Origin of the sequence: Maricaulis sp. (genome assembly GCF_048270265.1) — a bacterium.
Taxonomy (GTDB): Bacteria; Pseudomonadota; Alphaproteobacteria; order Caulobacterales; family Maricaulaceae; genus Maricaulis.
The window spans coordinates 38,632-57,234 of record NZ_JBLWTD010000006.1 but is presented as its reverse complement, the minus strand read 5'-3'; the positions used below and the strand labels follow the sequence as shown (position 1 = coordinate 57,234).

Annotated in this window: 18 protein-coding genes and 1 tRNA gene; 9 read left to right on the top strand and 10 right to left on the bottom strand. The window is 63.4% G+C overall.

Features of this window, described 5'->3' with window-relative positions:
• The first annotated feature begins 170 nt into the window (after positions 1–170).
• Both ACN0YF_RS04865 and ACN0YF_RS04860 read left to right on the top strand, forming a co-directional pair.
• Positions 171–2,600 (top strand): TonB-dependent receptor, encoded by a 2,430-nt coding sequence (locus tag ACN0YF_RS04865; protein ID WP_417493553.1) that lies wholly within the window; start codon positions 171–173, stop codon positions 2,598–2,600.
• Between the two features lie 106 nt (positions 2,601–2,706).
• Positions 2,707–3,882 carry a vWA domain-containing protein gene (locus ACN0YF_RS04860; RefSeq protein WP_417482195.1) on the top strand — a complete coding sequence of 392 codons (1,176 nt, stop codon included), beginning with the start codon at positions 2,707–2,709 and terminating at the stop codon, positions 3,880–3,882.
• Here ACN0YF_RS04860 and ACN0YF_RS04855 read toward each other — a convergent pair whose 3' ends face one another.
• Positions 3,883–4,371, bottom strand: coding sequence for an NUDIX domain-containing protein (locus ACN0YF_RS04855; protein ID WP_417482196.1), 489 nt, complete (start codon positions 4,369–4,371; stop codon positions 3,883–3,885).
• Positions 4,372–4,374: 3 nt separating this feature from the next.
• Positions 4,375–4,998: a glutathione S-transferase family protein gene (locus ACN0YF_RS04850; RefSeq protein ID WP_417493552.1), complete on the bottom strand. Its 624-nt coding sequence runs from the start codon at positions 4,996–4,998 to the stop codon at positions 4,375–4,377.
• Positions 4,999–5,152: 154 nt separating this feature from the next.
• Here ACN0YF_RS04850 and ACN0YF_RS04845 point away from each other — a divergent pair, with 154 nt between their 5' ends.
• A complete protein-coding gene (locus ACN0YF_RS04845) occupies positions 5,153–5,479 on the top strand; it encodes a chorismate mutase (protein ID WP_417482198.1) in 327 nt (108 codons plus the stop codon).
• Positions 5,480–5,486: 7 nt separating this feature from the next.
• Here the strand turns inward: ACN0YF_RS04845 and ACN0YF_RS04840 are convergent, their stop codons facing one another.
• Complete coding sequence (locus tag ACN0YF_RS04840) at positions 5,487–5,822, bottom strand: Hpt domain-containing protein (RefSeq protein ID WP_417493551.1); 336 nt, start codon at positions 5,820–5,822, stop codon at positions 5,487–5,489.
• A 189-nt stretch (positions 5,823–6,011) separates the two neighbouring features.
• Between ACN0YF_RS04840 and ACN0YF_RS04835 the strand changes: the two genes are divergently transcribed.
• A tRNA-Lys gene (locus ACN0YF_RS04835) sits at positions 6,012–6,087 on the top strand.
• Between the two features lie 120 nt (positions 6,088–6,207).
• Here the strand turns inward: ACN0YF_RS04835 and ACN0YF_RS04830 are convergent.
• The 3 genes from ACN0YF_RS04830 to ACN0YF_RS04820 form a co-directional block, all read right to left on the bottom strand.
• Positions 6,208–7,908, bottom strand: a complete 1,701-nt coding sequence (locus ACN0YF_RS04830; RefSeq protein ID WP_417493550.1) for a methyl-accepting chemotaxis protein — start codon at positions 7,906–7,908, stop codon at positions 6,208–6,210.
• A gap of 118 nt (positions 7,909–8,026) precedes the next feature.
• Positions 8,027–10,048: a TonB-dependent receptor plug domain-containing protein gene (locus tag ACN0YF_RS04825; protein ID WP_417493549.1), complete on the bottom strand. Its 2,022-nt coding sequence runs from the start codon at positions 10,046–10,048 to the stop codon at positions 8,027–8,029.
• Positions 10,049–10,078: 30 nt separating this feature from the next.
• Positions 10,079–10,588 (bottom strand): hypothetical protein, encoded by a 510-nt coding sequence (locus ACN0YF_RS04820; RefSeq protein ID WP_417482202.1) that lies wholly within the window; start codon positions 10,586–10,588, stop codon positions 10,079–10,081.
• Positions 10,589–10,792: 204 nt separating this feature from the next.
• Here ACN0YF_RS04820 and ACN0YF_RS04815 point away from each other — a divergent pair, with 204 nt between their 5' ends.
• Positions 10,793–11,305: a paraquat-inducible protein A gene (locus ACN0YF_RS04815; RefSeq protein WP_417493548.1), complete on the top strand. Its 513-nt coding sequence runs from the start codon at positions 10,793–10,795 to the stop codon at positions 11,303–11,305.
• Here ACN0YF_RS04815 and ACN0YF_RS04810 read toward each other — a convergent pair.
• On the bottom strand, positions 11,292–11,771 hold the full coding sequence (locus ACN0YF_RS04810; RefSeq protein WP_417493547.1) for a MarR family winged helix-turn-helix transcriptional regulator: 480 nt from the start codon (positions 11,769–11,771) through the stop codon (positions 11,292–11,294). The two genes, ACN0YF_RS04815 and ACN0YF_RS04810, sit on opposite strands and share 14 nt — an antisense overlap.
• A gap of 84 nt (positions 11,772–11,855) precedes the next feature.
• On the opposite strand from ACN0YF_RS04810, the gene ACN0YF_RS04805 reads away from it, so the two are divergent.
• Entirely contained in the window at positions 11,856–12,491 is a 636-nt protein-coding gene (locus ACN0YF_RS04805; protein WP_417482205.1) for a fumarylacetoacetate hydrolase family protein, read from the top strand.
• Between the two features lie 23 nt (positions 12,492–12,514).
• Positions 12,515–13,159, top strand: a complete 645-nt coding sequence (gene maiA / locus ACN0YF_RS04800; protein WP_417493546.1) for a maleylacetoacetate isomerase — start codon at positions 12,515–12,517, stop codon at positions 13,157–13,159.
• Between the two features lie 7 nt (positions 13,160–13,166).
• On the opposite strand, the gene ACN0YF_RS04795 is transcribed toward maiA, so the two are convergent.
• Complete coding sequence (locus tag ACN0YF_RS04795) at positions 13,167–14,366, bottom strand: DUF418 domain-containing protein (RefSeq protein ID WP_417493545.1); 1,200 nt, start codon at positions 14,364–14,366, stop codon at positions 13,167–13,169.
• Between the two features lie 149 nt (positions 14,367–14,515).
• Here ACN0YF_RS04795 and ACN0YF_RS04790 point away from each other — a divergent pair, with 149 nt between their 5' ends.
• Positions 14,516–14,779, top strand: a complete 264-nt coding sequence (locus ACN0YF_RS04790; protein ID WP_417493544.1) for a hypothetical protein — start codon at positions 14,516–14,518, stop codon at positions 14,777–14,779.
• A gap of 172 nt (positions 14,780–14,951) precedes the next feature.
• Entirely contained in the window at positions 14,952–16,988 is a 2,037-nt protein-coding gene (locus ACN0YF_RS04785; RefSeq protein ID WP_417493543.1) for a hypothetical protein, read from the top strand.
• A gap of 46 nt (positions 16,989–17,034) precedes the next feature.
• Here the strand turns inward: ACN0YF_RS04785 and ACN0YF_RS04780 are convergent, their stop codons facing one another.
• The gene (locus tag ACN0YF_RS04780) at positions 17,035–17,655 is read right to left on the bottom strand and encodes an ABC-type transport auxiliary lipoprotein family protein (RefSeq protein WP_417493542.1); all 621 of its coding nucleotides are present in this window, start codon (positions 17,653–17,655) and stop codon (positions 17,035–17,037) included.
• Positions 17,652–18,602 (bottom strand): MlaD family protein, encoded by a 951-nt coding sequence (locus tag ACN0YF_RS04775; protein ID WP_417482211.1) that lies wholly within the window; start codon positions 18,600–18,602, stop codon positions 17,652–17,654. Before ACN0YF_RS04775 ends, ACN0YF_RS04780 begins: the two co-directional genes overlap by 4 nt.
• Position 18,603: the final 1 nt, after the last annotated feature.

Here is an 18,603-nt window from a genome sequence, read left to right as displayed (position 1 = left end):
ACGTCAGACAGCTGACATCGCAAGAACAGCCATGCAGGCCACTTGAATACCTGAAAAAAATTCTGTTTCGTTTATATCGCAAAAGAAGCCGATTTACCAAGCGCAAAACGGCTGGCGCCGCACGTTGCGCGGCGTCCGGCCGTGAACGGGCCAATGCCCAGGGGGAAAGAATGAGACTCACCACTTCAACACGCCGGAATAGCCTGCGCTGCCTGCTGGCCTCGTCGGTCGCGTGCATTCTCGTAGCGCCCGTGATGGCGCAGGATACGGCTGAAACCCAGGACGTCATCACCGTCACGGCCCAACAGCGCGCCCAGTCCTCCCAGGACGTACCGATTTCGCTGCAAGTGCTCGACAGCGAATTCATCGATTCCGTTGCCGCCGATGATATGGGCGACCTGGAAGCTTTCGTCCCCGGCCTTGATGTCTCCAATGGCAGCCCGACCCAACCGCGCTATTCGATCCGCGGCATCACAACGAGCGATTTCGGTGTCGGCACCGACCCGGCGGTCGGGATCTATGTCGACGGCATTTATGCGGCCCGCTCCGGCGCATCCCTGCTCGCCTTCAATGATATCGAGCGCATCGAGGTCCTGATGGGGCCACAGGGCACACTGTTCGGGCGCAATTCCGCTGCCGGTGCCGTCTCGATCATCACCCGTCAGCCGAGCGATGAGCTGGAAGGACGGATGGCGCTGCGAATTGGCAGCCATAACCGCGTACGCACCGAGGGCATGATCAACATCCCGATCACCGACAATCTCGCAATCCGCGCCAATATCCTGCGCAACAAGGCCGATGGCTGGCTCACCGATACCGTCACCGGCGAGGACTACCGCCGGGAGAATGGCTCGGCCGACCGGATCACGGTGCGCTGGAACGCGACACCGTCAACGGAGATCCTGCTGCGCCACAGCCGCGACAATATCAGCCAGGACGCTCGTCCGGCGATCGGCATTGTCGACCTTCCCGCCTATCCGGCTACGCCTGCATTGCCGGTAGACAGCACCACCTTCCTCAACCCGTTCAGCGCACCGATCCGCAATGATGTCGCCATCAATCGCGAGTCGCGTGACCTGGCCGAAACGACGCTGACCATCCATCAGGAGATCGGCGACATGACGCTGACCTCGCTGACCTCCTATCGCGAGTTCAGCACGATGAATCGCGAAGACGAGGACGGGACCAACCGAATCGACACCTATTTCGACACCAGCAATGTCGAGGAGAATGAAGCCTTCTATCAGGAACTCCGCCTGGCCGGCACGTCCGGACCGGTCGATTGGCTGATCGGTGCGAGCTATTATGATGAGTCCGCTTCTCAGGTGTCCGAGACCCACACCTATACCGATACGGTCAACACGGTGCTGGGCAATATCGGTGCCGGCACGCCCTTTACCGATCTCGAATACGGACTTCTCGTGCCGTTTAATCTGGCCTTCTCCATGCTCGGCCACCCGTGGTCGGAGAATATGTACAATGAAGGTGAGTTCACCGCCCGCGCCATCTATGGCGACATGATCTGGTCGGTCACGGACCGCATGAATCTCTCCTTCGGCCTTCGCTATACCGAGGATGAGAAGAGCTTCCAGTGGCTCAATGGCTCGCGCCAGGCTGACAGTCTCGACCAGACCCTGGCGGCCCTGGACAGTGCCGGCATCCTCGGCCTTGCCGGCGCCTCACCGTCCGACTTCCTGTTTGACTTCGTGTTCGACCTCTCGCCGCTGGCCGGCGTGGCCTGCGACAACGGCGTCAATGTCGCGGAGAATGTCGCCTGCATCCAGCGCGACAGCTGGAGCAATCTCAGCCCGCGCCTCGTCCTGGACTACCAGCTGACCGATAATGTCATGGTCTATGGCTCCTACAGCGAAGGCTACAAGGCCGGAGGTTTCAACTCGGTCGAGGTCGGCTCGCGCTTCCAGAACGAGAATGTCACGAGCTGGGAATTCGGCTTCAAATCCGATTTCATCCATCCCGACCTGATCTTCAACATGTCGGTCTTCTCCTATCTGTATGAAGGCAAGCAATCCGTGCGCCTGGTCGTGCCAACCGGCGGCGGCATCCCGCAATATCTCGTCCAGACCTCCGATGACGAGGCCATTGGCGTCGATCTCGAACTGGACTGGGACGTCTCCGAAGCGCTGCGCCTCTACGGCAATGCGCAATGGCTCGACTCGACCCACAAACGCCGCGTCGACAGCAACGGCGCCGATCTGTCCGGAGAGCCCACGGGCGAGCCCTACTGGAATCTCGCCGTCGGTGCGGAATACGTGATCGACTGGGGCGGCAATGGTGACCTCACCCTGCAAGCCAACCATTCCTATCGCGGCGAAAGCCGGTGCAACAGCCAGTCGATCCTGCAGGGCACTTGCGGCGGTTATGCCGCATTCGAGACCGGCGAAGCGCGCAACCGCACCGATCTGCGGCTGCGCTGGACGGCACCAAATGAGAACCTGACAATCAGCGCCTTCGCGAACAATCTGTTCGATAACCAGTATGTCGAGGGCGTCAATAATCTCACCGCCGACACACTCGGCACGCCGTTCGCAACAATCTCGACGCCGCGCGTCCTGGGGGTCGAGATCGGCTACGACTTCTAGAGCCTGCTTCCCGTATGACTGGACGGCCCCGCCTTCGGGTGGGGCCGTTTTGCCATGGGCACATGGCCGCCTTTTCCTGCGGGGAGAAGACCGCTAGGTTGCCGCCATGCTCCATCATTTCTTCACCCAGCTGCGCGCCGCCAAGATCCCCGTCACGACGCGGGAATACCTGACGCTCCTCGAGGCCCTCGACAAGGGCGCCATCGATCCGGATATCGGCCATTTCTACGCCGTCAGCCGCGCTGCCCTGGTCAAAGACGAGAAGGCCTTCGACAAGTTCGACCAGGTCTTCGCCCATGTTTTCAAGGGCGTCGAGACGCTGGGCGATCTGTTCGGCGAGAACGAGATCCCCGATGAATGGCTCAAGGCCATGATGGAAAAACTCCTCACCGAGGAAGAGAAGGCTGCGATGCAGGCCCTCCCCTTCGACGAGTTGATGGAGACCCTGAAAAAGCGCCTCGCCGAGCAGGAAAAGCGCCATGAGGGCGGATCGAAATGGATCGGCACCGGCGGCACATCGCCATTCGGCCATGGCGGCTATAACCCGGCCGGCGTTCGCATTGGCGGTCCGGGCAAGCATGGCCGGGCGGCCAAGGTGTGGGAAAAGCGGCGTTACAAGGATCTCGACGGGGACCGAGAACTGGGGACACGCAATCTGAAGGTCGCGCTGCGCCGCCTGCGCAAATTCGCCCGCGACGGCGCCCAGGAAGAACTCGACCTCGACAATACGATCAGCGCCACCGCCCGCCAGGGCTGGCTTGATGTCGTGATGCGGCCGGAACGGCGCAATGCGATCAAGGTTCTGGCCCTGTTCGATGTCGGCGGCTCGATGGACCCCTATGTGAAGCTGTGCGAGGAATTGTTCTCGGCCTCACGTTCCACCTTCAAGAACCTGGAATATTTCTACTTCCACAATTGCCCCTATGAGGGCGTGTGGCGTTCCAATCTGCGCCGCCGCGCCGAGACGGTGCCGACGCTCGATCTGATCCACAAATATCCGCATGACTGGAAGGTGATCATCGTCGGTGATGCCGCCATGGCACCCTATGAGATCACCCATGCAGGCGGATCGGTCGAAGGCTGGAATGACGAGCCCGGTGCGGTGTGGATCAAGCGCCTGGTCGAGACCTGGCCCAATCTGATCTGGCTCAATCCCCAGCCCGAGGAATGGTGGGAATATTCCCACTCGACCAAGCTGGTGCAGGATCTGATCGGCCCCCAGCGCATGTTCCCGCTGACTCTGGAAGGTGTCGACGAGGCAATCCGGGAACTGGCGCGCTAGCTAGCGTCGCGTGCCGCACACCCGCCCCATGCGCAGCCATTGCGTCACCGCCCAGGCGGCCGCTTCATGGCGCAGGCGCAGGAGTGCCTCATGCGGGTCGAGCCAGACCAGTTCATGGTCGTCCTCGATCTTGCCATCAGTCATCTCGTCGAGGGCACACAGGAAAAAGCCGCACTGATTGCGCCGCCGCTCGCCGGTGCGGGTGATGGTGAACTGCTCCGCCCGCGTCACGAGGGCGCCGGGCCGGACCGTCCAGCCGGTCTCCTCGCAGAATTCGCGCGCCAGGGCCTCGGCCTCGCTCTCGCCGGGATCGATCATCCCGCCGGGCAGGTCCCAATTGACATAGGTCTCGCGCGCAATGCGCACGACCGCGATCCGCGCCTGATCGTCCAGCGCGATACCGAAGGCGCAGGGACGGTCGATATAGGGCGCGCCGGCCTCGCACAGCCCGAATTGCGGCACAGCTTCGATGGTTTGCGTCAGGTCCACACGCTAGCCAATCGGATTGACACGACCATCATCGACATCAAGCCCCAGCTCCTGGTCGATGCGGGCGACCCAGCCGCGCACATTGAGGAATTCATCGAGATCGAACCCGCCTTCATCGGCCAGGCGCGTATAGGCGACCAGGGCGATATCGGCGAGCGTCATGGAGTCTCCAACGATAAAGTCACGCGACAACAAGCGCATCTCCATCACACCCAGGGCGCGGCGCCCTTTCGCCATCAGCGCCGGATCAATCGAATCCTCGGGCAGTTTCAGGAAGGCCTTCTGGAAGCGGCGAACGGCGATGGCCGGTTCATGGCTGTACTGCTCCCAGAACATCCATTCGAGCATTTTCGCCTTGTCGAAACTGTCGGCCGGGATCAGCGGCGAACCGCCGGCGAGGTGAAAGATGATGGCGTTGGACTGGGCCAGCAGCCGGCCGTCCTCGCGTTCCAGGCACGGCACCTGGCCGGCCGGGTTGATGGCGAGGAAATCATCGGTGCGCGTCTCGCCTTTCTGGACGTCAATCTCGTGCCATTCATAGGGAATGCCGAGATAATCGGCGGTCCATTTCACCTTCAGGCAATTGCCACTGCGGCGATCGCCATAAATCCTGACCGGCTGCGTCATCGCGACTCTCCCTTGTTTCGCCGCCACCATAGCGCGGCTGGCGGGCAGGTCGAACAGGCAATGCGGCCCGCAGCCCAGGTGTGACAGCTCGCCTCTTGGGGGATGCCGCCGCGCCGCTTATAAGCGCATCAGGACTGGAACAGGTTGAGCCGATATGACGACAGTGACCGCTGCCACACGCACCTCGCCGGAGGAATGCACCAGCATGGCCCAGGTCCGCGAGGGCGTGGATGCCGTTGACCGCGAGCTGGTGGCGCTGATTGCCGAGCGGGCCCGCTATATGGAGGCCGCCGCGCGGATCAAGCCGTCGCGCGATGTCGTGCATGATGACTGGCGCATCGAGGATGTGATCACCAAGGTGACCACCGAGGCAAAGCGTGTCGGTCTCACGACAGCGATCGCGGAACCGGTCTGGCGTGAACTGGTCAGCCGCTCGATTGCCTATGAATTCGAAGTCTGGGATCGCACGCGCGAAGACTGACGGCTGATCAGCTGGCGTCGAAGCAACGCCGTGTTGCGGCAAAGGCCAGCGCCACGGCCTCGGCCGCTGCCGGCCAGCCCGCCTCCGGTGCCGTCTCCGCCGCCTCGCAGGCCTCACCCAGTGCAAACGCGCCGACACCGCGTGCCGCGCCCTTGAGCGTATGCAGGGCGGATATCCAGGTCTGGCGATCCGGCGCTGCAGCGATCAGGCCGATACAGCGCTCCGCCTGTTCACACATCAGTGCCAGCAATTCCGCCTTCAGGGCAGCATCACCACCGGTATAGCGGGCCAGATGGGCGGCATCGAATACGGGCGCCGCAGCGTTGGTAGGGGCAGATCTCATCGCCGCAAGCTCGCACGCGCCTCCTTAACATCCCGCTTAACGCGCCGCGATGCCCCCGCAAATTCTGCGCCCAGGGTAAACACCGCCTTGCCGCCTCCCCCGGCGCCACGCCCGGGCCATGCCGGCGCTGAGATCAACCTCTTGCTTTGTGCCAATTCTCGCGTATGTTCCGCCGCCTCCAACCCCGGCGCGCCTATAGCTCAGTTGGTAGAGCAGCTGACTCTTAATCAGCGGGTCCTAGGTTCGAATCCTAGTGGGCGCACCAATCTCCTTTTTCCTCGCATGCACACGGAATCCGGCCGGCCTGGCCATGGCCGGAACGCACAACGCCCGAACTGAAACAGTCCGGGCGCGGCGCTCTGCAAGGTGGTGTCGGGGGGAGGGTTCAGCCGACCTTGCGAACCTCGTTGAGGAAGGTTTCGACCGTCTTGTTCAGCCGCTCGGCGCGTTCCGAGACGCTACGCACGGAATTGAGCACTTCCTGGGATGCCTCGCCGGTCTGCATCGCAGAACGGGAGACGGCACCGACATTGTCGGAAACCGAGCGGGCACTGGTGGCAGCATGCGCGACCGAGCCCGAGATCTCGCGCGTGGAAGCGCTCTGCTCTTCCGAAGCCGCTGCGATCGCGGCAGAGGCCCGGCTGATCTCCGCAACCGCGCGGGTGACATCACCGATCGAAGCCGACGAGGAGGCCGCAGCCTCCTGGATCGCCTCGATCTGGCCGCGAATATCGCCCGTCGCCTGGGCCGTCTGCGCCGCGAGGGACTTCACTTCCGAAGCGACAACCGCAAACCCCTTGCCCGCCTCACCGGCACGCGCCGCCTCGATGGTGGCATTGAGGGCGAGCAGATTGGTCTGCTCCGAAATATCATTGATCAGCTGGACGACATTGCCGATCTGCTGTGCGGCCGAGCCGAGATTGTCGACCACGGTCTGAACCGCCTTGGAGCGCTCATCAGCCTGGGCCGCCATGTTCGAGGAGTTCTGGATCTGCTGCGTGACTTCCTGGATCGACGCGGACAATTGCTCGGAAGCTGCCGCCACCGACTCGACATTGCTTGAGGCCTCTGCGGCCGATGTCGCCATCATGCCGCTCATGGTGGAGCCTTCAACGGCAGCCGTGGAGAGCTGTTCGGAAATAACCGACATCGAGGAACAGGCTTCGGTCACCTCGCCCAAAAGGGTCATGACTTCGGTGTCAAAGGCGCGGGCCAGATCATTGATCTGGGTCGCACGGCGTTCCTGTGCCTCGGTCGCTGCGCGCTGTTCCTGTTCGAGCTCTTCGGCCTTGAGGCCTTTCTCGCGAAAATGTTTCAGGCTCTCGACTACGGCACCCAGTTCGTCCGTGCGTTCCAGCGCAGCGATATCCAGCGAGTAGTCGCCATTGGCCAGGGTTTCCGTCGCATCGGCAATCGAGCGGACCGACCTGGATATCCGCGTCCCGAAGAAGACGGACAGCGAGATCAGGCCGACCGCAACCAGCGCGGTCAGGCCGACAAACACCATGATGGCCGTCCGCGCGGCTGCATCGGCCAGGTCAGCATCGGCGCGCGACAGGCTGGCAGCCGTGTCGGCGAGTTCCGTGAGATCGCCGCTCAATTCGGTGAAAACGGCATCGAATGGCGCCAGGAATGCAACCGAGCTGACAAAATCGAGTTCCAGCATCTGGCCAACGAAATCGAGCGCGTCGCGGTAGAGCGCCAATTGTTCAGTCAGGCGGTCGATGGTTTCGCCGCGACCGGCTTGATCGGCAAACGGCCGCAGGGTTTCGACCGAGGCTGAAAGCTGGTTGATATTCTCTGCCACGGGCTCGAAAGCGCTCATGACGTCAATGCCCTGCCCCGCCGCCTGCGCGGTGATGATCTGGAAGACGTCGGCATTGATGGTTTCCAGCGTCGTCTGCATGCGGCTGAGGTCAACGCCGACCTCCATGCCCGCAATGACGCGCGCCTGGCTGGCCGAGGCCTGCATCAACGACCAGGTCCCGAGGCCGGCAACGGCGGCGAGCGCGAGGATGGCCGCGATTGGCGCCACGGCGAATGACCGTGCGATCGTGAGATTGAATGATTTGTTACGCTTGGCCATCGAGCCCTCCTGCGAGCAAGTCCGCGAATGCGAATCCGGCAGGGCCGACTCTCTGCCCGAACCGTTTAAGTCAGGGTTGACGCCCCGGCATTGTTTCACCGGGGCGTCAGGTCATTCCCTAGAAGCCTGCACTGATGGAGACCCAGACGCGCGACTCGGTCTGATTGGTCGAATTGGTGACCTCTCCATCGCCGAAATTCGCATTCTGGGCGTTCACAGCGACCGTGAAGTGATCGTTGATCTGGTAGGCACCGCGCATCGACAGGGCGATATACGCGTCGATCGGCACGAGCGTGAGGGTGCCGAAGACCGGTTGCATCGGCATGTTGATCGCCGACACATAATTCGCGTATCCGTCGATAGTGAAGCGGCCATCGGTCCATCCCAGATGTCCGTTCGCAATGTGGGACGGTGTCGCCTCCTCAAAGTTCAGCGGCGTGTAGAACGGGAAGAGGGACATATCGTCCTCAACCTGCTTGTAGGTGTAATTGGCATCCCACGACCAGCCATTGTCCGGACGCCCGGCGAAGGTCAGCTCAACGCCCGAGACGCGGGTATCGCCGCGATTGTTGAACAGGAAGGTCGGAACCGGCACGGACGGCGGAAACACATCCGGCGCAATGCCAAGCTGGCTCTTCACGCCTTCGGTTTCCTGCAGGAAAATCGCCCCGCGGAAGGTGACCGTCGAGGTCAGCGACCGGTCGTAGGCGATCTCGTAATTGGTCACGATCGAAGGCTCGATATCCGGATTGCCCGACGCCACAACGGTGAGGCCCGGCAGATTGACCGGCATGGTGAAGCCGATATCGAACATCGTCGGCGCCTGGACGCCGCGAGCCGCCGACAGGCGAACCGCACCGCCGAATTCCGGTCGCCAGACCAGAGCCGCGTTATAGCTCGGCTCTTCGATGGAGACGTCATAATCAGCCTGGCTGAAGGAGTAGAGCGCCGGGTTCGGTTCTCCGTCACGGCTCCAGTCGACACTGTCATAGCGACCGGCCAGGGTCAGCTCGAGCGCATTGCTGAACTTGTGGTTCCACATCGCCGAAACGGCCGTGGTCTCATAACCGAAATCGCCATTGGTCGGGTCCGGGAACGATCCGGTTTCGCCCTCACGGAACTCGACCGAAAGCCGCACGGTATCATGGCTGCCGATCCGGAAGAGGTCCTGCAGGCGCACCGTATTCAGGCTCGCCGTCAGTGCCCCGAACGCATACTCGATTTCCGTCTCATTGCGGTAGGCAGACAGGGTCAGGAAGCCCCATTCGGTATCGGCTTCCAGATCGCCCTTGTAGGAGACGAGCGTGTAACCGGTATTTTCAGCATAGTAGATGCTGTCGCCTTCGGACGCCTGCACATTCGAGAAGCTTGTTTCGAGCGTCAGGTTGATCTTGTCGGTGAAACGGAAACGGCCTTCAAAGGCACCGGTTTCGCGGCTGAAGTCCGGATCTTCCCCAGCGAGCCGGATGGCGGTGGTGTGATCGGCAAAGGGCGCGAATTCATTGGCTTCGGACGCACCATAGCTGGCGCGGATGGCGATGTTGTCACCGAGCTGGCGCGCGGCGGTGAAGGAAATGCCTTGATACTCATCCGTGCCGGCATCGACGCGCAGCCGGGTGTAGTCACCATGGTTCGGATTGCGGGTGATGATATTGACCACGCCGGCGACCGCGTTGAAGCCATAGAGCGCCGATTGCGGGCCCTTTACGACTTCGATCTGCTGAATCTCGTCGAGCTGGACCGGAAGGGTCGACCAGGCAGTATAGCCATAGCTGTCGAGATAGACTTCGCGGCCATTGACCAGCACCAGTAGGCGCGGCGTGTAGCCGGTCGCGGCACCACGGACAGAGACCTGGCCATCACCATAGGCGTAGCGAGTGACGTCAACGCCGCCATAATGGCGCAGGATGCCGGGAATGTCGTATTCCGGGAAACGGGCGATTTCGTCCTGGGTGATGATGATCATCGTTGCAGGCACATCGGAAGCGCGTTGCGGAGCGCCAGTGGCACCGGCCGTCACGGCTTCACCGAACATCTCGCTCATCGAGGTGTAATCAAGCTCCTGGGCAGACACGCCGGCGCTGAAAGCGGCCGAGAGCGCAATTGCGGAGATTGTCGTCAGGAATGTCGTCGTTTTCATAATATGTCCTCGTTGGGGGCTCCGGCCCACCTAGATTTCTTCAACCATCATTGCGAAAGCCGCCGCGAAGGAGACCGATGAGGCCGAAGCCGCGCCGCTATTGACGACGATCCGTACGGACGGCGCGCTCTGGACGCCCATCACGCATTTGCCGGACTCGACACAGCTCATATCGGTGGAAGCGCTCATCACACCATTGGCGCTGGTCGCGGCGAAGACGCCGGCATCGCCAGCGGCAGAGCCGAGCAGAACCGCAGCATCGGCACCGGCAAGACCGCTCGTGTCCGACGCGGCAACCAGCCGGGGAGTCAGCGTCACGCGGCCAGCCGAAAGGCCACTGCCCATCGTCGTGGCAAGGGCCTGGGCTTCAGCTTCGCTGCCGGCATCGTAGACGATGGCAACAACGCGGGTTGTACCACTGGCGCCTTCGACAAAACCCAGGGCGCGACCGATGACCTCAAGGTCGCGTTGGGTGGTTTCAGCCGCAACCGGCGCTGTCAGGAGCGCACCGGCGATGACTGTCAGTAAGAATTTTTGCATGGGGGGAATCCTGTCCTTTCACAATGACACCCGGGGGGAACACGTGTCGGCAATCCGTGTAGTTTCGCGCCCTTAACCACACCCTTATTCCGGGTAATACGTTATGACCCGATGCGGTGGACCGCCCGCGACGGCCTTCTGGCCTGCCGTTGTTTTGCCCGTTTTGGATTGCATGACGTCTGGATGGGGAAAGCGGACGGGGACATGGCGCGGCGCGCACTGGCCGATCAGGGAGCCGGACAGGCGACGACCGCCTTGCTCGTGCTCGCGACCTGCCTGCTGCCACTGGGCTTGCTGCTACCGGCGCTGCGCACAACCCAGTTCGGTCTGTGGAGCGGAGAGCATTCGATTCTCGGCTTCGGATGGGCCCTGCTGCAGGACAGCGAGTTCCTGCTCGCCGGCATCGTGCTGGGCTTCTCGGTCATATTTCCGGGCTTCAAACTGATCTGGATGTGGCGTCTGCAATTTTCCCGTAGGCCGGACGCCGGCGGCGGCGATCTGCGCTGGCTCGAGCGGCTGGGCAAATGGTCGATGGCGGATGTACTGGTGCTGGCCCTGGTGATTTTCGGCGTGCGCGACAATCTTGTCTTCGCAGCCTCCACCCTGCCCGGCGTCTATCTGTTCGCGGCGGCCACCGTGTTGGCGATGCTCGCCTCCGGCCGCATCGTCAGCCAGCTCGGTGCCCGGCGTGAGGTTGGGCGGGCTACGGCCCCTTGAGCTCGCGCGCCCGGTCGCGCAGCCTGTCGAGCAGGCCGGTAAGCCGGGCCACCTCGTCAGACGAGAGGCCCGTAAGCAGATCGCGTTCGGCCTCCAGCGCCACCGGCGCAATCTCGGCATAGATCGCCCGGCCACTGGCCGTCAGGGACAGCAGACGCGAACGCCGGTCGGCGGCATTGTGCGAGCGGCTGATCAGACCGCGATCAGCCAGGGCACGCACCGCGCGGCTGACCGAGACCTTGTCCATCGCCGTGACATCGCACAGGGCCTGGGCGGTGAGCGGGCGCCCCTCGCCGAGAATCGCGATGACGCGCCATTCCCAGATCGTGATCCCGAACCGGCTCTGATAGGCCTGCGCGACCATCGAACTGACCTGGTTGGACGCGATCGCCAGCCGGTAGGGCAGATAGTCGCCCAGCCGCAGGGGGGCGGTGCCGGTCTCGTCCTGGGTCGGGCTGTCATCCATATCCGGTCTGGTGCCGCAAACGCGTTGCAGCGGCAAGCCAAATGTCGCTCGACGTCACCCCGCCCGACGCGCTATCCCGTTGCCATGACCGACATTATCCCGACTCCCGCCCTGCCAAGCCTGCCCATCGAGGACGATGCGCGGCGCTTTCCCGTCCGCCGCATCTTCTGCATCGGACGAAATTATGCCGAACATGCCAAGGAGATGGGCGCCGAGACCGACGCCATCTTCTTCATGAAACCGGCCGATGCCATCAGCACGGCCCGCACCATCCCCTACCCGCCTGCAACGGCGGATCTGCATCACGAGGTCGAACTCGTGCTCGCACTGGGCGATGGCGGCGCTATCCTTGGCTGCGGTGTCGGTGTCGACCTGACCCGGCGCGACCTGCAGGGCGCAATGAAAGCCAAAGGAGCCCCCTGGGAAATCGGCAAGGCGTTCGAGAATTCGGCACCCGTCGGCCTGTTGCGCTTCGGTCCTGTGCCCGAGCGCGGCGCCATTTCGCTGAAGGTGAATGGCGTGCGCCGCCAGTCGGGCGATCTGTCAGACATGTTGCTGCCCCCGCGGCGGGTCCTGTCGGAGCTCTCGCGCTATTTCACGCTGAAGCCGGGCGACCTTGTCTTCACCGGCACGCCGGCCGGCGTCGGGCCGCTGCAGCGCGATGATCGCGTGACCGCCGAAATCGAAGGCCTGCCGGCGCTCGAATTCACCATCACCTGATTGCCTGCCCGAGGGAGACTGCGATGAAACCTGTGCTCTATGGCTATTGGCGCTCCGGCGCCGCCTACCGGCTCCGCATCGCCCTCAATCTCAAGGGCGTCGAATACGACCAGGTCGCGATCAATCTGAAAGCCGGTGAGCAATCGAGCGAGGCCTGGCGCGCCATGCAGCCCCAGGGCCTGGTCCCGGTGCTCGAATATGGCGAGGCCCGCTTGATCCAGTCGCCCGCCATCCTCGAATGGATCGAGGAAACCTGGCCGCAACCGGCCCTGCTGCCGGCCGACCCGATCGAGCGCTGCCGCGTCCGCGCCTGGGCTGCAGTGATTGGCTGCGACACGCATCCGCTGCAGAATTTGCGCGTCTTGAAAGCCGTCGCCGGCGATCTCGGCCAGGGCCCCGACGGCATGAAAGCCTGGGCTCACCGCTGGACCCAGTCCGGGCTGGCCGCGCTGGAGACCCTGGTGGCCGATGTCCCGCGCAAGACGGATTTTCTGCATGGCGACAAGCCGGGCATGGCTGAGATCTATCTGCTGCCGCAACTGGTCAATGCCCGCCGCTGGGAGGTCGATCTGGCCCAGTTCCCGACCCTGATGGCGGCCGAGGCGGCCTGTCTGGCACTGCCGGAATTCCAGCGCGCCATGCCGGAAAACCAGCCGGACGCGGAATGAGGGCCGTTCAGGGGCGCTGGAGCCGCCAGGCCTGCGCCCGGCCGACCGCGAGCGAGCGCCACAGCCATTCCACCGGACCATAGCGGTAGCGCTGCAGCCAGAAGATCGAACCAAACACCTGGGCCACCCAGACCGACAGCACGATGAGCGCCTGGCCCAGCCTGTCGATCTGACCAAACTGGCCCAGTCCGGGAAAACCGGTGAACAGCCATGTCATCACCAGGGTCTGAAAGAGGTAGTTGCTGATCGGCATCCGACCGACCGCCGCCAGCGCCGCACGCGCGGCGCCCGCGATATCCAGTTTCGCCGCCAGCATGAAAGCCGCCGCATAGCCCAGCGCCAGGATCAGGCTGCCGAAATATTGCGCCACCCGGTTCTGCAGCACGCCTGCGGGCGAGAAGTCCGAGGCCAGGGCGTTCCAGGCACCGGCAAGGCACAACAGGACGCCGAGCGCCAGCGCGACAGCCGCGATCCAGGCGTAGTGCCGGACCGGCCATTGTCCGGTCAGGAAGCCGCTGCGCAATCCGGCCATCCCCAACAGCATGCACCCCGCAATGCGCCCGCTCATGAACACGATCTGCATCATTTCCGACTGCAGCGCGATGCTCATATTGTAGCCGAGCCGGGCGAGAAACCCGGTGCGGTAGAGCGCCTCGATTCCGGCTATGGCATCGGGATTGAACCCCATCGCCTCGGCCGCCGTGATCCGCGAACCGATCAGTCCGCCGATCGCACTGCCCGCCAGAAGCATCAAGCCGGTAAAGCCGATCAGCCCCAGTCCGAGCCCCCACAGGCCGCGCAGTGTCATGCCATTGGCGGCCACGACGATCATCGCCACCAGGGCGAGCGGGACCAGCATGTCGCCATACCAGAACAGATAGGCGTGCAGCAGGCCCAGCAAGAGCAACCAGCTCAGGCGCGGCCATTGCCGCACCGGGTTCTGCCGTGCCGCCTGAGCGCTCAGGACCAGGGCGGCGCCGAACAGGGTGATGAACAGCGTCGTGCCCGATTGCGAGATCAGGCTCTGGGTGACCAGCCAGACCGCTCGATTGCCCCAGCCGGAGAAGTCGGTCTGCAGGCCGGGAATATCAGCCGCAATCCAGACCATGGCGAAGAGCTGGACATTGACGGCGAGCATGGCCAGCACGGCAAAACCGCGCAACGCGTCCAGGGTGTGATGACGAAGGGATGGCGCATGTTCCGGCATTTTTGCTCCCCAGAGGCGAATTCGCCCGGTTTCCGCCATATTCTTACGAAGATTTCACGACCTTGCCCGGTTTGGGGAATTGTATCGAGTCTCAATAATATTCATAACTCAATCACGCATGCGGAAACGCCTTGGGGTGCGAATACGTCATGATCCAGTTACTGGTCTCCCTGATCGAGTGGTTCGCCGTGGCGGCCCTGTCGGTCCTTGGCATCGTCTATTCCCCGCCCCAACCCTGCCTCAGCTCCGAACCGACCGAGCTGCGCCAGGTCATCGTCTGGCAACCCGCCGCTGCGGCCGACAAAAGCCTGGGCATGCAGGTGTCGAGCGGTGATTGTCTGGCCGGGTCCGAGCTCCTGATCCGCGACGCCACGCCGGTCTTTGTCACACCATCGGACCACTATAACGGCTAGCCCGCCGCCCCACCGGGGCCGCTCACCGCAGCCAAACATCCATTTCGCATAGATTATCTGTGTCGATTGCGCGCGTCTGCGGCTATCATCTGCCAGAATGGCTCTCTTGAGCCCATCTGTCCGCATACCCCGTCCGGGAGCGATCACGTTTCACGGCCCGATAGAGCGCAATATGACCGATAAAACGCTAGAAAAATCAGTCCATCTCGCCGAATTCGAATTGGCTGAGCAACAGGCCGAACAGGCTGTCGCCGCGAGCGCCGCGCCGGTCGCGGCCGCCGAATCGCCGGACGTCGAGCCTCGCGAGGCGGCACTTGCGGGAGAACACCCCGGTGGCGCATGGCTGATCTGGCTGGCCAACAGTTTTGCCCTGCTCTGGGTCGGTGGCGCTACCGCCTTCATCTGGGGCGCGCTGGGCGTACAGTCGCTGGAACGCCTTGGACAATACGGTTTCGGGCAATTGACCGGCCTGGCCGTCTTCGCCATCGCCCCGGCTCTGCTGTTCATCATGAGCGGTCTCATGGCGCGCGAAGTCGTGCGCAATGCCCACAATACCCGCCGCGTCGAACGCGCCATCCGCCGCCTGTCCGAGCCGGCCCATTACGCGCGCCACGAGGTCCAGACCCTGTCCCAGGCCGTCACCGGCGAGGTGGATCGCATCAATTCGGCGCTGGAAAGCGCCCTCGCCCGTCTGGCCGCGATGGAAGAAGTCATCAGCCATCACGCGGAATCCCTTGAACTCTCGGCCACCGATGCCCGCGATCGCACCGAGGAGTTGCTCAAGGGGCTGCGCAAGGAACGCCTGCGCCTCGGCGAGGTTTCCGAATCCCTCGACGACAAGGCCGCGCTGATCGCCGCGGCGATCTCCGACCAGTCCAAGATGGTCGCCGCTGCAGCCGAGCTTGCCTCCAACCAGGCCAGCGATAGCGGCCGCCGCATTCTTGCCAGCGTCGAAAGCCTGCAGGACGCCGGCGATTCCGTCACCGAGCGTTCCAATATCGTCGCCACCAAACTGTCCGAACGCACGGCGCATCTCCATGAATTGTCCGACACCCTCAAGGGCCGCTCGGATGATCTCGATGCCGCCTATGTCAAGCATCGCAGCCGGCTCAGCGAAGCCGGCGAGGCCCTGCGCAAGGAGCAGGAGAAGATCGCCGCTGCGCTCGACTTCCATCGTGCCGAGCTTGAAGTCATGGCAACGACGGCACGCGACGGAGCCGATGCCCTCACCTCGGCCTCAACCAATGGCGCCGCGGCCTTCAAGAAATCGGTCGATGAAGCCCTTGAACGGGCCCACAGCCTGGCCGGCCGCGTGCGATCGGAATCCGAATACGCCGCACGCGAGCACGAGGCCGCACTGGCCCGGCTGGTCGCCGCTGCCCAGGAAGCCAAATCGATCTCTGAGGCTGCGATCGAGGCAATCGAGGCGCAGGCCGATGCGGTGACGCAGAAGGTCGAGCATTCCAACGAGATCGCCTTCAATGCGGCACAGCGCTCTGATGACGCCTTCCAGCAACGCCTCGCCGAGGCCGACAAGCTGACCGCGCGCGCATCGCAGGTTGCCGACGAGGCGGCCGAGGCGGTGAAACGCCGGCTCGAGGCCGTGCTGGCATCGGCCCGGGTCGAGACCCAGAATGTCGAGCGTCATATCGACAGCATGACCGACCGTCTGGCCGAACTGCCGGTGATGGCACGCGAACGCGCCCAGGAAGCCGCTGACGCCCTGCGGCGCGGTCTGGAAGGGCTCAATGCCGCCGCCATGGTCGCAGCCGAAGAATCCCAGGAAATCGATGCCGCCTTCCAGGCGCGCATCCGCCAGAATTACGAATTGCTCAGCGACTTCATGTTGCGCATGGGTTCCGTCGCTGGTGGGCGGCGTGTGCCGGACCTAGGCAGCAATGAGCTGCCCGACCCGCTGGCCGGCCGAAAGCGCAAGCCCGTTGAAGACGATGCCGCACAGGCCGAGGCGCCGGAAATCAGCGAGGAAATGAACACCCCGCTCACCGGCAGCCAACCCCGCCGCGCGGCGCCACGCGCTGTCGAGAACAGTGTCGGCTTCCCCGAACGCGGTGGCCGTCAGGCAAGCGAGCCGGGCTGGCGCTGGAAGGATTTGCTCTCGAGCATGCCGCCGGAAGACGCCGACAGCGCCTCAACGGAAGAGACACCCAAATCCCGGCGTCCCGGCAAGCGTGACAAGGACGAAAGCTGAGTTCAGCTTCGGCACCCGTCCGGGGCTGCTTCTGAAGCAAGCCGGATCAGGGCGCGGTCTGCGCTGCGGTCCAGTCGGCCAGCTCGCGGCTCACCTGGATCGAGGCCTGGTCGAAGGCCGCGACAATCGCACCGATGCGATTGCTTGATGCCCGGACTTCGCCAACCAGAACCGTTGAGCCGACAAAGCGCCGGCCGCGCGCGGCCACCAGCCGTGTCGACAGGCGTACGCGCACCAGCGGGGCCCGGTTGTCACCCTGATCGTAGACGGCTTCGAACTCATCAAGGCTGAGGCGCAATTCATAATCGGCGCGCACACCATCTTCCGGCAATGCCGGCGCCAGGCGGGAATCGGTGGCGTTGAAAGTGTCGACGATCAGGTTCTGCATCACGCGCGGAGCGGGAGAGATCCAGCGCGCCGCTGCCATATAGGCAATATGACCATCGGCCATCTGCAGCGCGATTTCGTCACCGGCCAGACCGCGTGGCGCGAGGGGCGGTACAACCTCGACAACGGTCCAGCACTCACCGGTCCAGGCGCGCGCTTCAGGTGAAGACAGACGATAGACCGCCGAGGGCGTTGTTTCCGGCAGCAGGGAGACACAGGCCGAAACCGACAATGCGCTCAGCGCCACCAGCGCCATCTTGATCGAAACGACGTGTCTCATTGCGGCACCTCTACCGTTTGACGGGGCGAACCGGCGACAAAGGCGCCGGGATTGTTTTCAAATTCAGACGCGCTGCGTTCGAGCGAGTCGACCAGCCGGTTCAGATCACCCGCAGCCTGCGTCAGATCTTCCAGACCGTCCTGGGCAAAGGATTCCAGCGAAGGCTGGATTGCCTGGATAAGACCGGTCGTGTCGGTCGCCGCCTGGTTGACCGCAATCGCGGCGGCGGTGGTTTCATTGACGGCCGTGGCCATCTCGTTGGTCAGGAAGGCCTCGGCGGTAACCCCGAACTCCTGCAGGGAGACCGCAGCCGAGGAAATGTCGGACGCCGCCGTGTCGATCCGGCCAATCGCCGAGCGCATATCCTCGACCAGCGATTGCTCGGCATTCACCCGGTCCGTGATCTCACGCAAATTGACCAGGGTCGCCGAGAATTCCTCGACATTCTGGTCGCTGAGCAATTCCGAGAGCCGGATCAGGGTCAGCTGCGCGGCGTCGAGCACGTCTTCGGACCCCTCAACCAGACCTTCAAGCTGCGCCCGGCGCGCGAAGATGCGCGGCGGCTGCCGGCTGGCCGGACTGAGCAGGCGCTGGGCATCGGGAGCCCCGCCGGAAATCAGGATATAGGACAGCCCTGTCAGGCCCTGCGGCTCAAGTTGGGCATAGGAGTCGACGCGGACCGGCGTCTGGGCCAGCACGCGAACGCGCGCAATCACCCGGCTCTGGCCGTCCAGCCCGAGCGAGGTCACCTCACCGACCTGGATACCATTGAAGCGGACTTCGGCGGATTCGCGCAAGCCGCGCACCGGACCTTCGAAGACGACATCGTAAAAGGCGTAGTCCTCGTCGAAGGAGACCTTGCCGAGCCAGACCGCGAAAATGCCGCCGCCCGCGATCAGGATCAGCGCGAACAGGCCGACCAGAACGTGATGTGCCTTGGTTTCCATC

Bases quoted from the DNA above. Each gene is read 5' to 3' on its own strand.
- ACN0YF_RS04860 (WP_417482195.1), top strand. From the start codon at position 2,707: ATGCTCCATCATTTCTTCACCCAGCTGCGCGCCGCCAAGATCCCCGTC.
- ACN0YF_RS04805 (WP_417482205.1), top strand. From the start codon at position 11,856: ATGACCGACATTATCCCGACTCCCGCCCTGCCAAGCCTGCCCATCGAG.
- ACN0YF_RS04780 (WP_417493542.1), bottom strand. From the start codon at position 17,655: ATGAGACACGTCGTTTCGATCAAGATGGCGCTGGTGGCGCTGAGCGCA.
- ACN0YF_RS04795 (WP_417493545.1), bottom strand. From the start codon at position 14,366: ATGCCGGAACATGCGCCATCCCTTCGTCATCACACCCTGGACGCGTTG.
- ACN0YF_RS04840 (WP_417493551.1), bottom strand. From the start codon at position 5,822: ATGAGATCTGCCCCTACCAACGCTGCGGCGCCCGTATTCGATGCCGCC.
- ACN0YF_RS04845 (WP_417482198.1), top strand. From the start codon at position 5,153: ATGACGACAGTGACCGCTGCCACACGCACCTCGCCGGAGGAATGCACC.
- maiA (WP_417493546.1), top strand. From the start codon at position 12,515: ATGAAACCTGTGCTCTATGGCTATTGGCGCTCCGGCGCCGCCTACCGG.
- ACN0YF_RS04785 (WP_417493543.1), top strand. From the start codon at position 14,952: ATGACCGATAAAACGCTAGAAAAATCAGTCCATCTCGCCGAATTCGAA.
- ACN0YF_RS04830 (WP_417493550.1), bottom strand. From the start codon at position 7,908: ATGGCCAAGCGTAACAAATCATTCAATCTCACGATCGCACGGTCATTC.
- ACN0YF_RS04815 (WP_417493548.1), top strand. From the start codon at position 10,793: ATGGCGCGGCGCGCACTGGCCGATCAGGGAGCCGGACAGGCGACGACC.
- ACN0YF_RS04865 (WP_417493553.1), top strand. From the start codon at position 171: ATGAGACTCACCACTTCAACACGCCGGAATAGCCTGCGCTGCCTGCTG.
- ACN0YF_RS04825 (WP_417493549.1), bottom strand. From the start codon at position 10,048: ATGAAAACGACGACATTCCTGACGACAATCTCCGCAATTGCGCTCTCG.
- ACN0YF_RS04775 (WP_417482211.1), bottom strand. From the start codon at position 18,602: ATGGAAACCAAGGCACATCACGTTCTGGTCGGCCTGTTCGCGCTGATC.
- ACN0YF_RS04790 (WP_417493544.1), top strand. From the start codon at position 14,516: ATGATCCAGTTACTGGTCTCCCTGATCGAGTGGTTCGCCGTGGCGGCC.
- ACN0YF_RS04810 (WP_417493547.1), bottom strand. From the start codon at position 11,771: ATGGATGACAGCCCGACCCAGGACGAGACCGGCACCGCCCCCCTGCGG.
- ACN0YF_RS04820 (WP_417482202.1), bottom strand. From the start codon at position 10,588: ATGCAAAAATTCTTACTGACAGTCATCGCCGGTGCGCTCCTGACAGCG.
- ACN0YF_RS04850 (WP_417493552.1), bottom strand. From the start codon at position 4,998: ATGACGCAGCCGGTCAGGATTTATGGCGATCGCCGCAGTGGCAATTGC.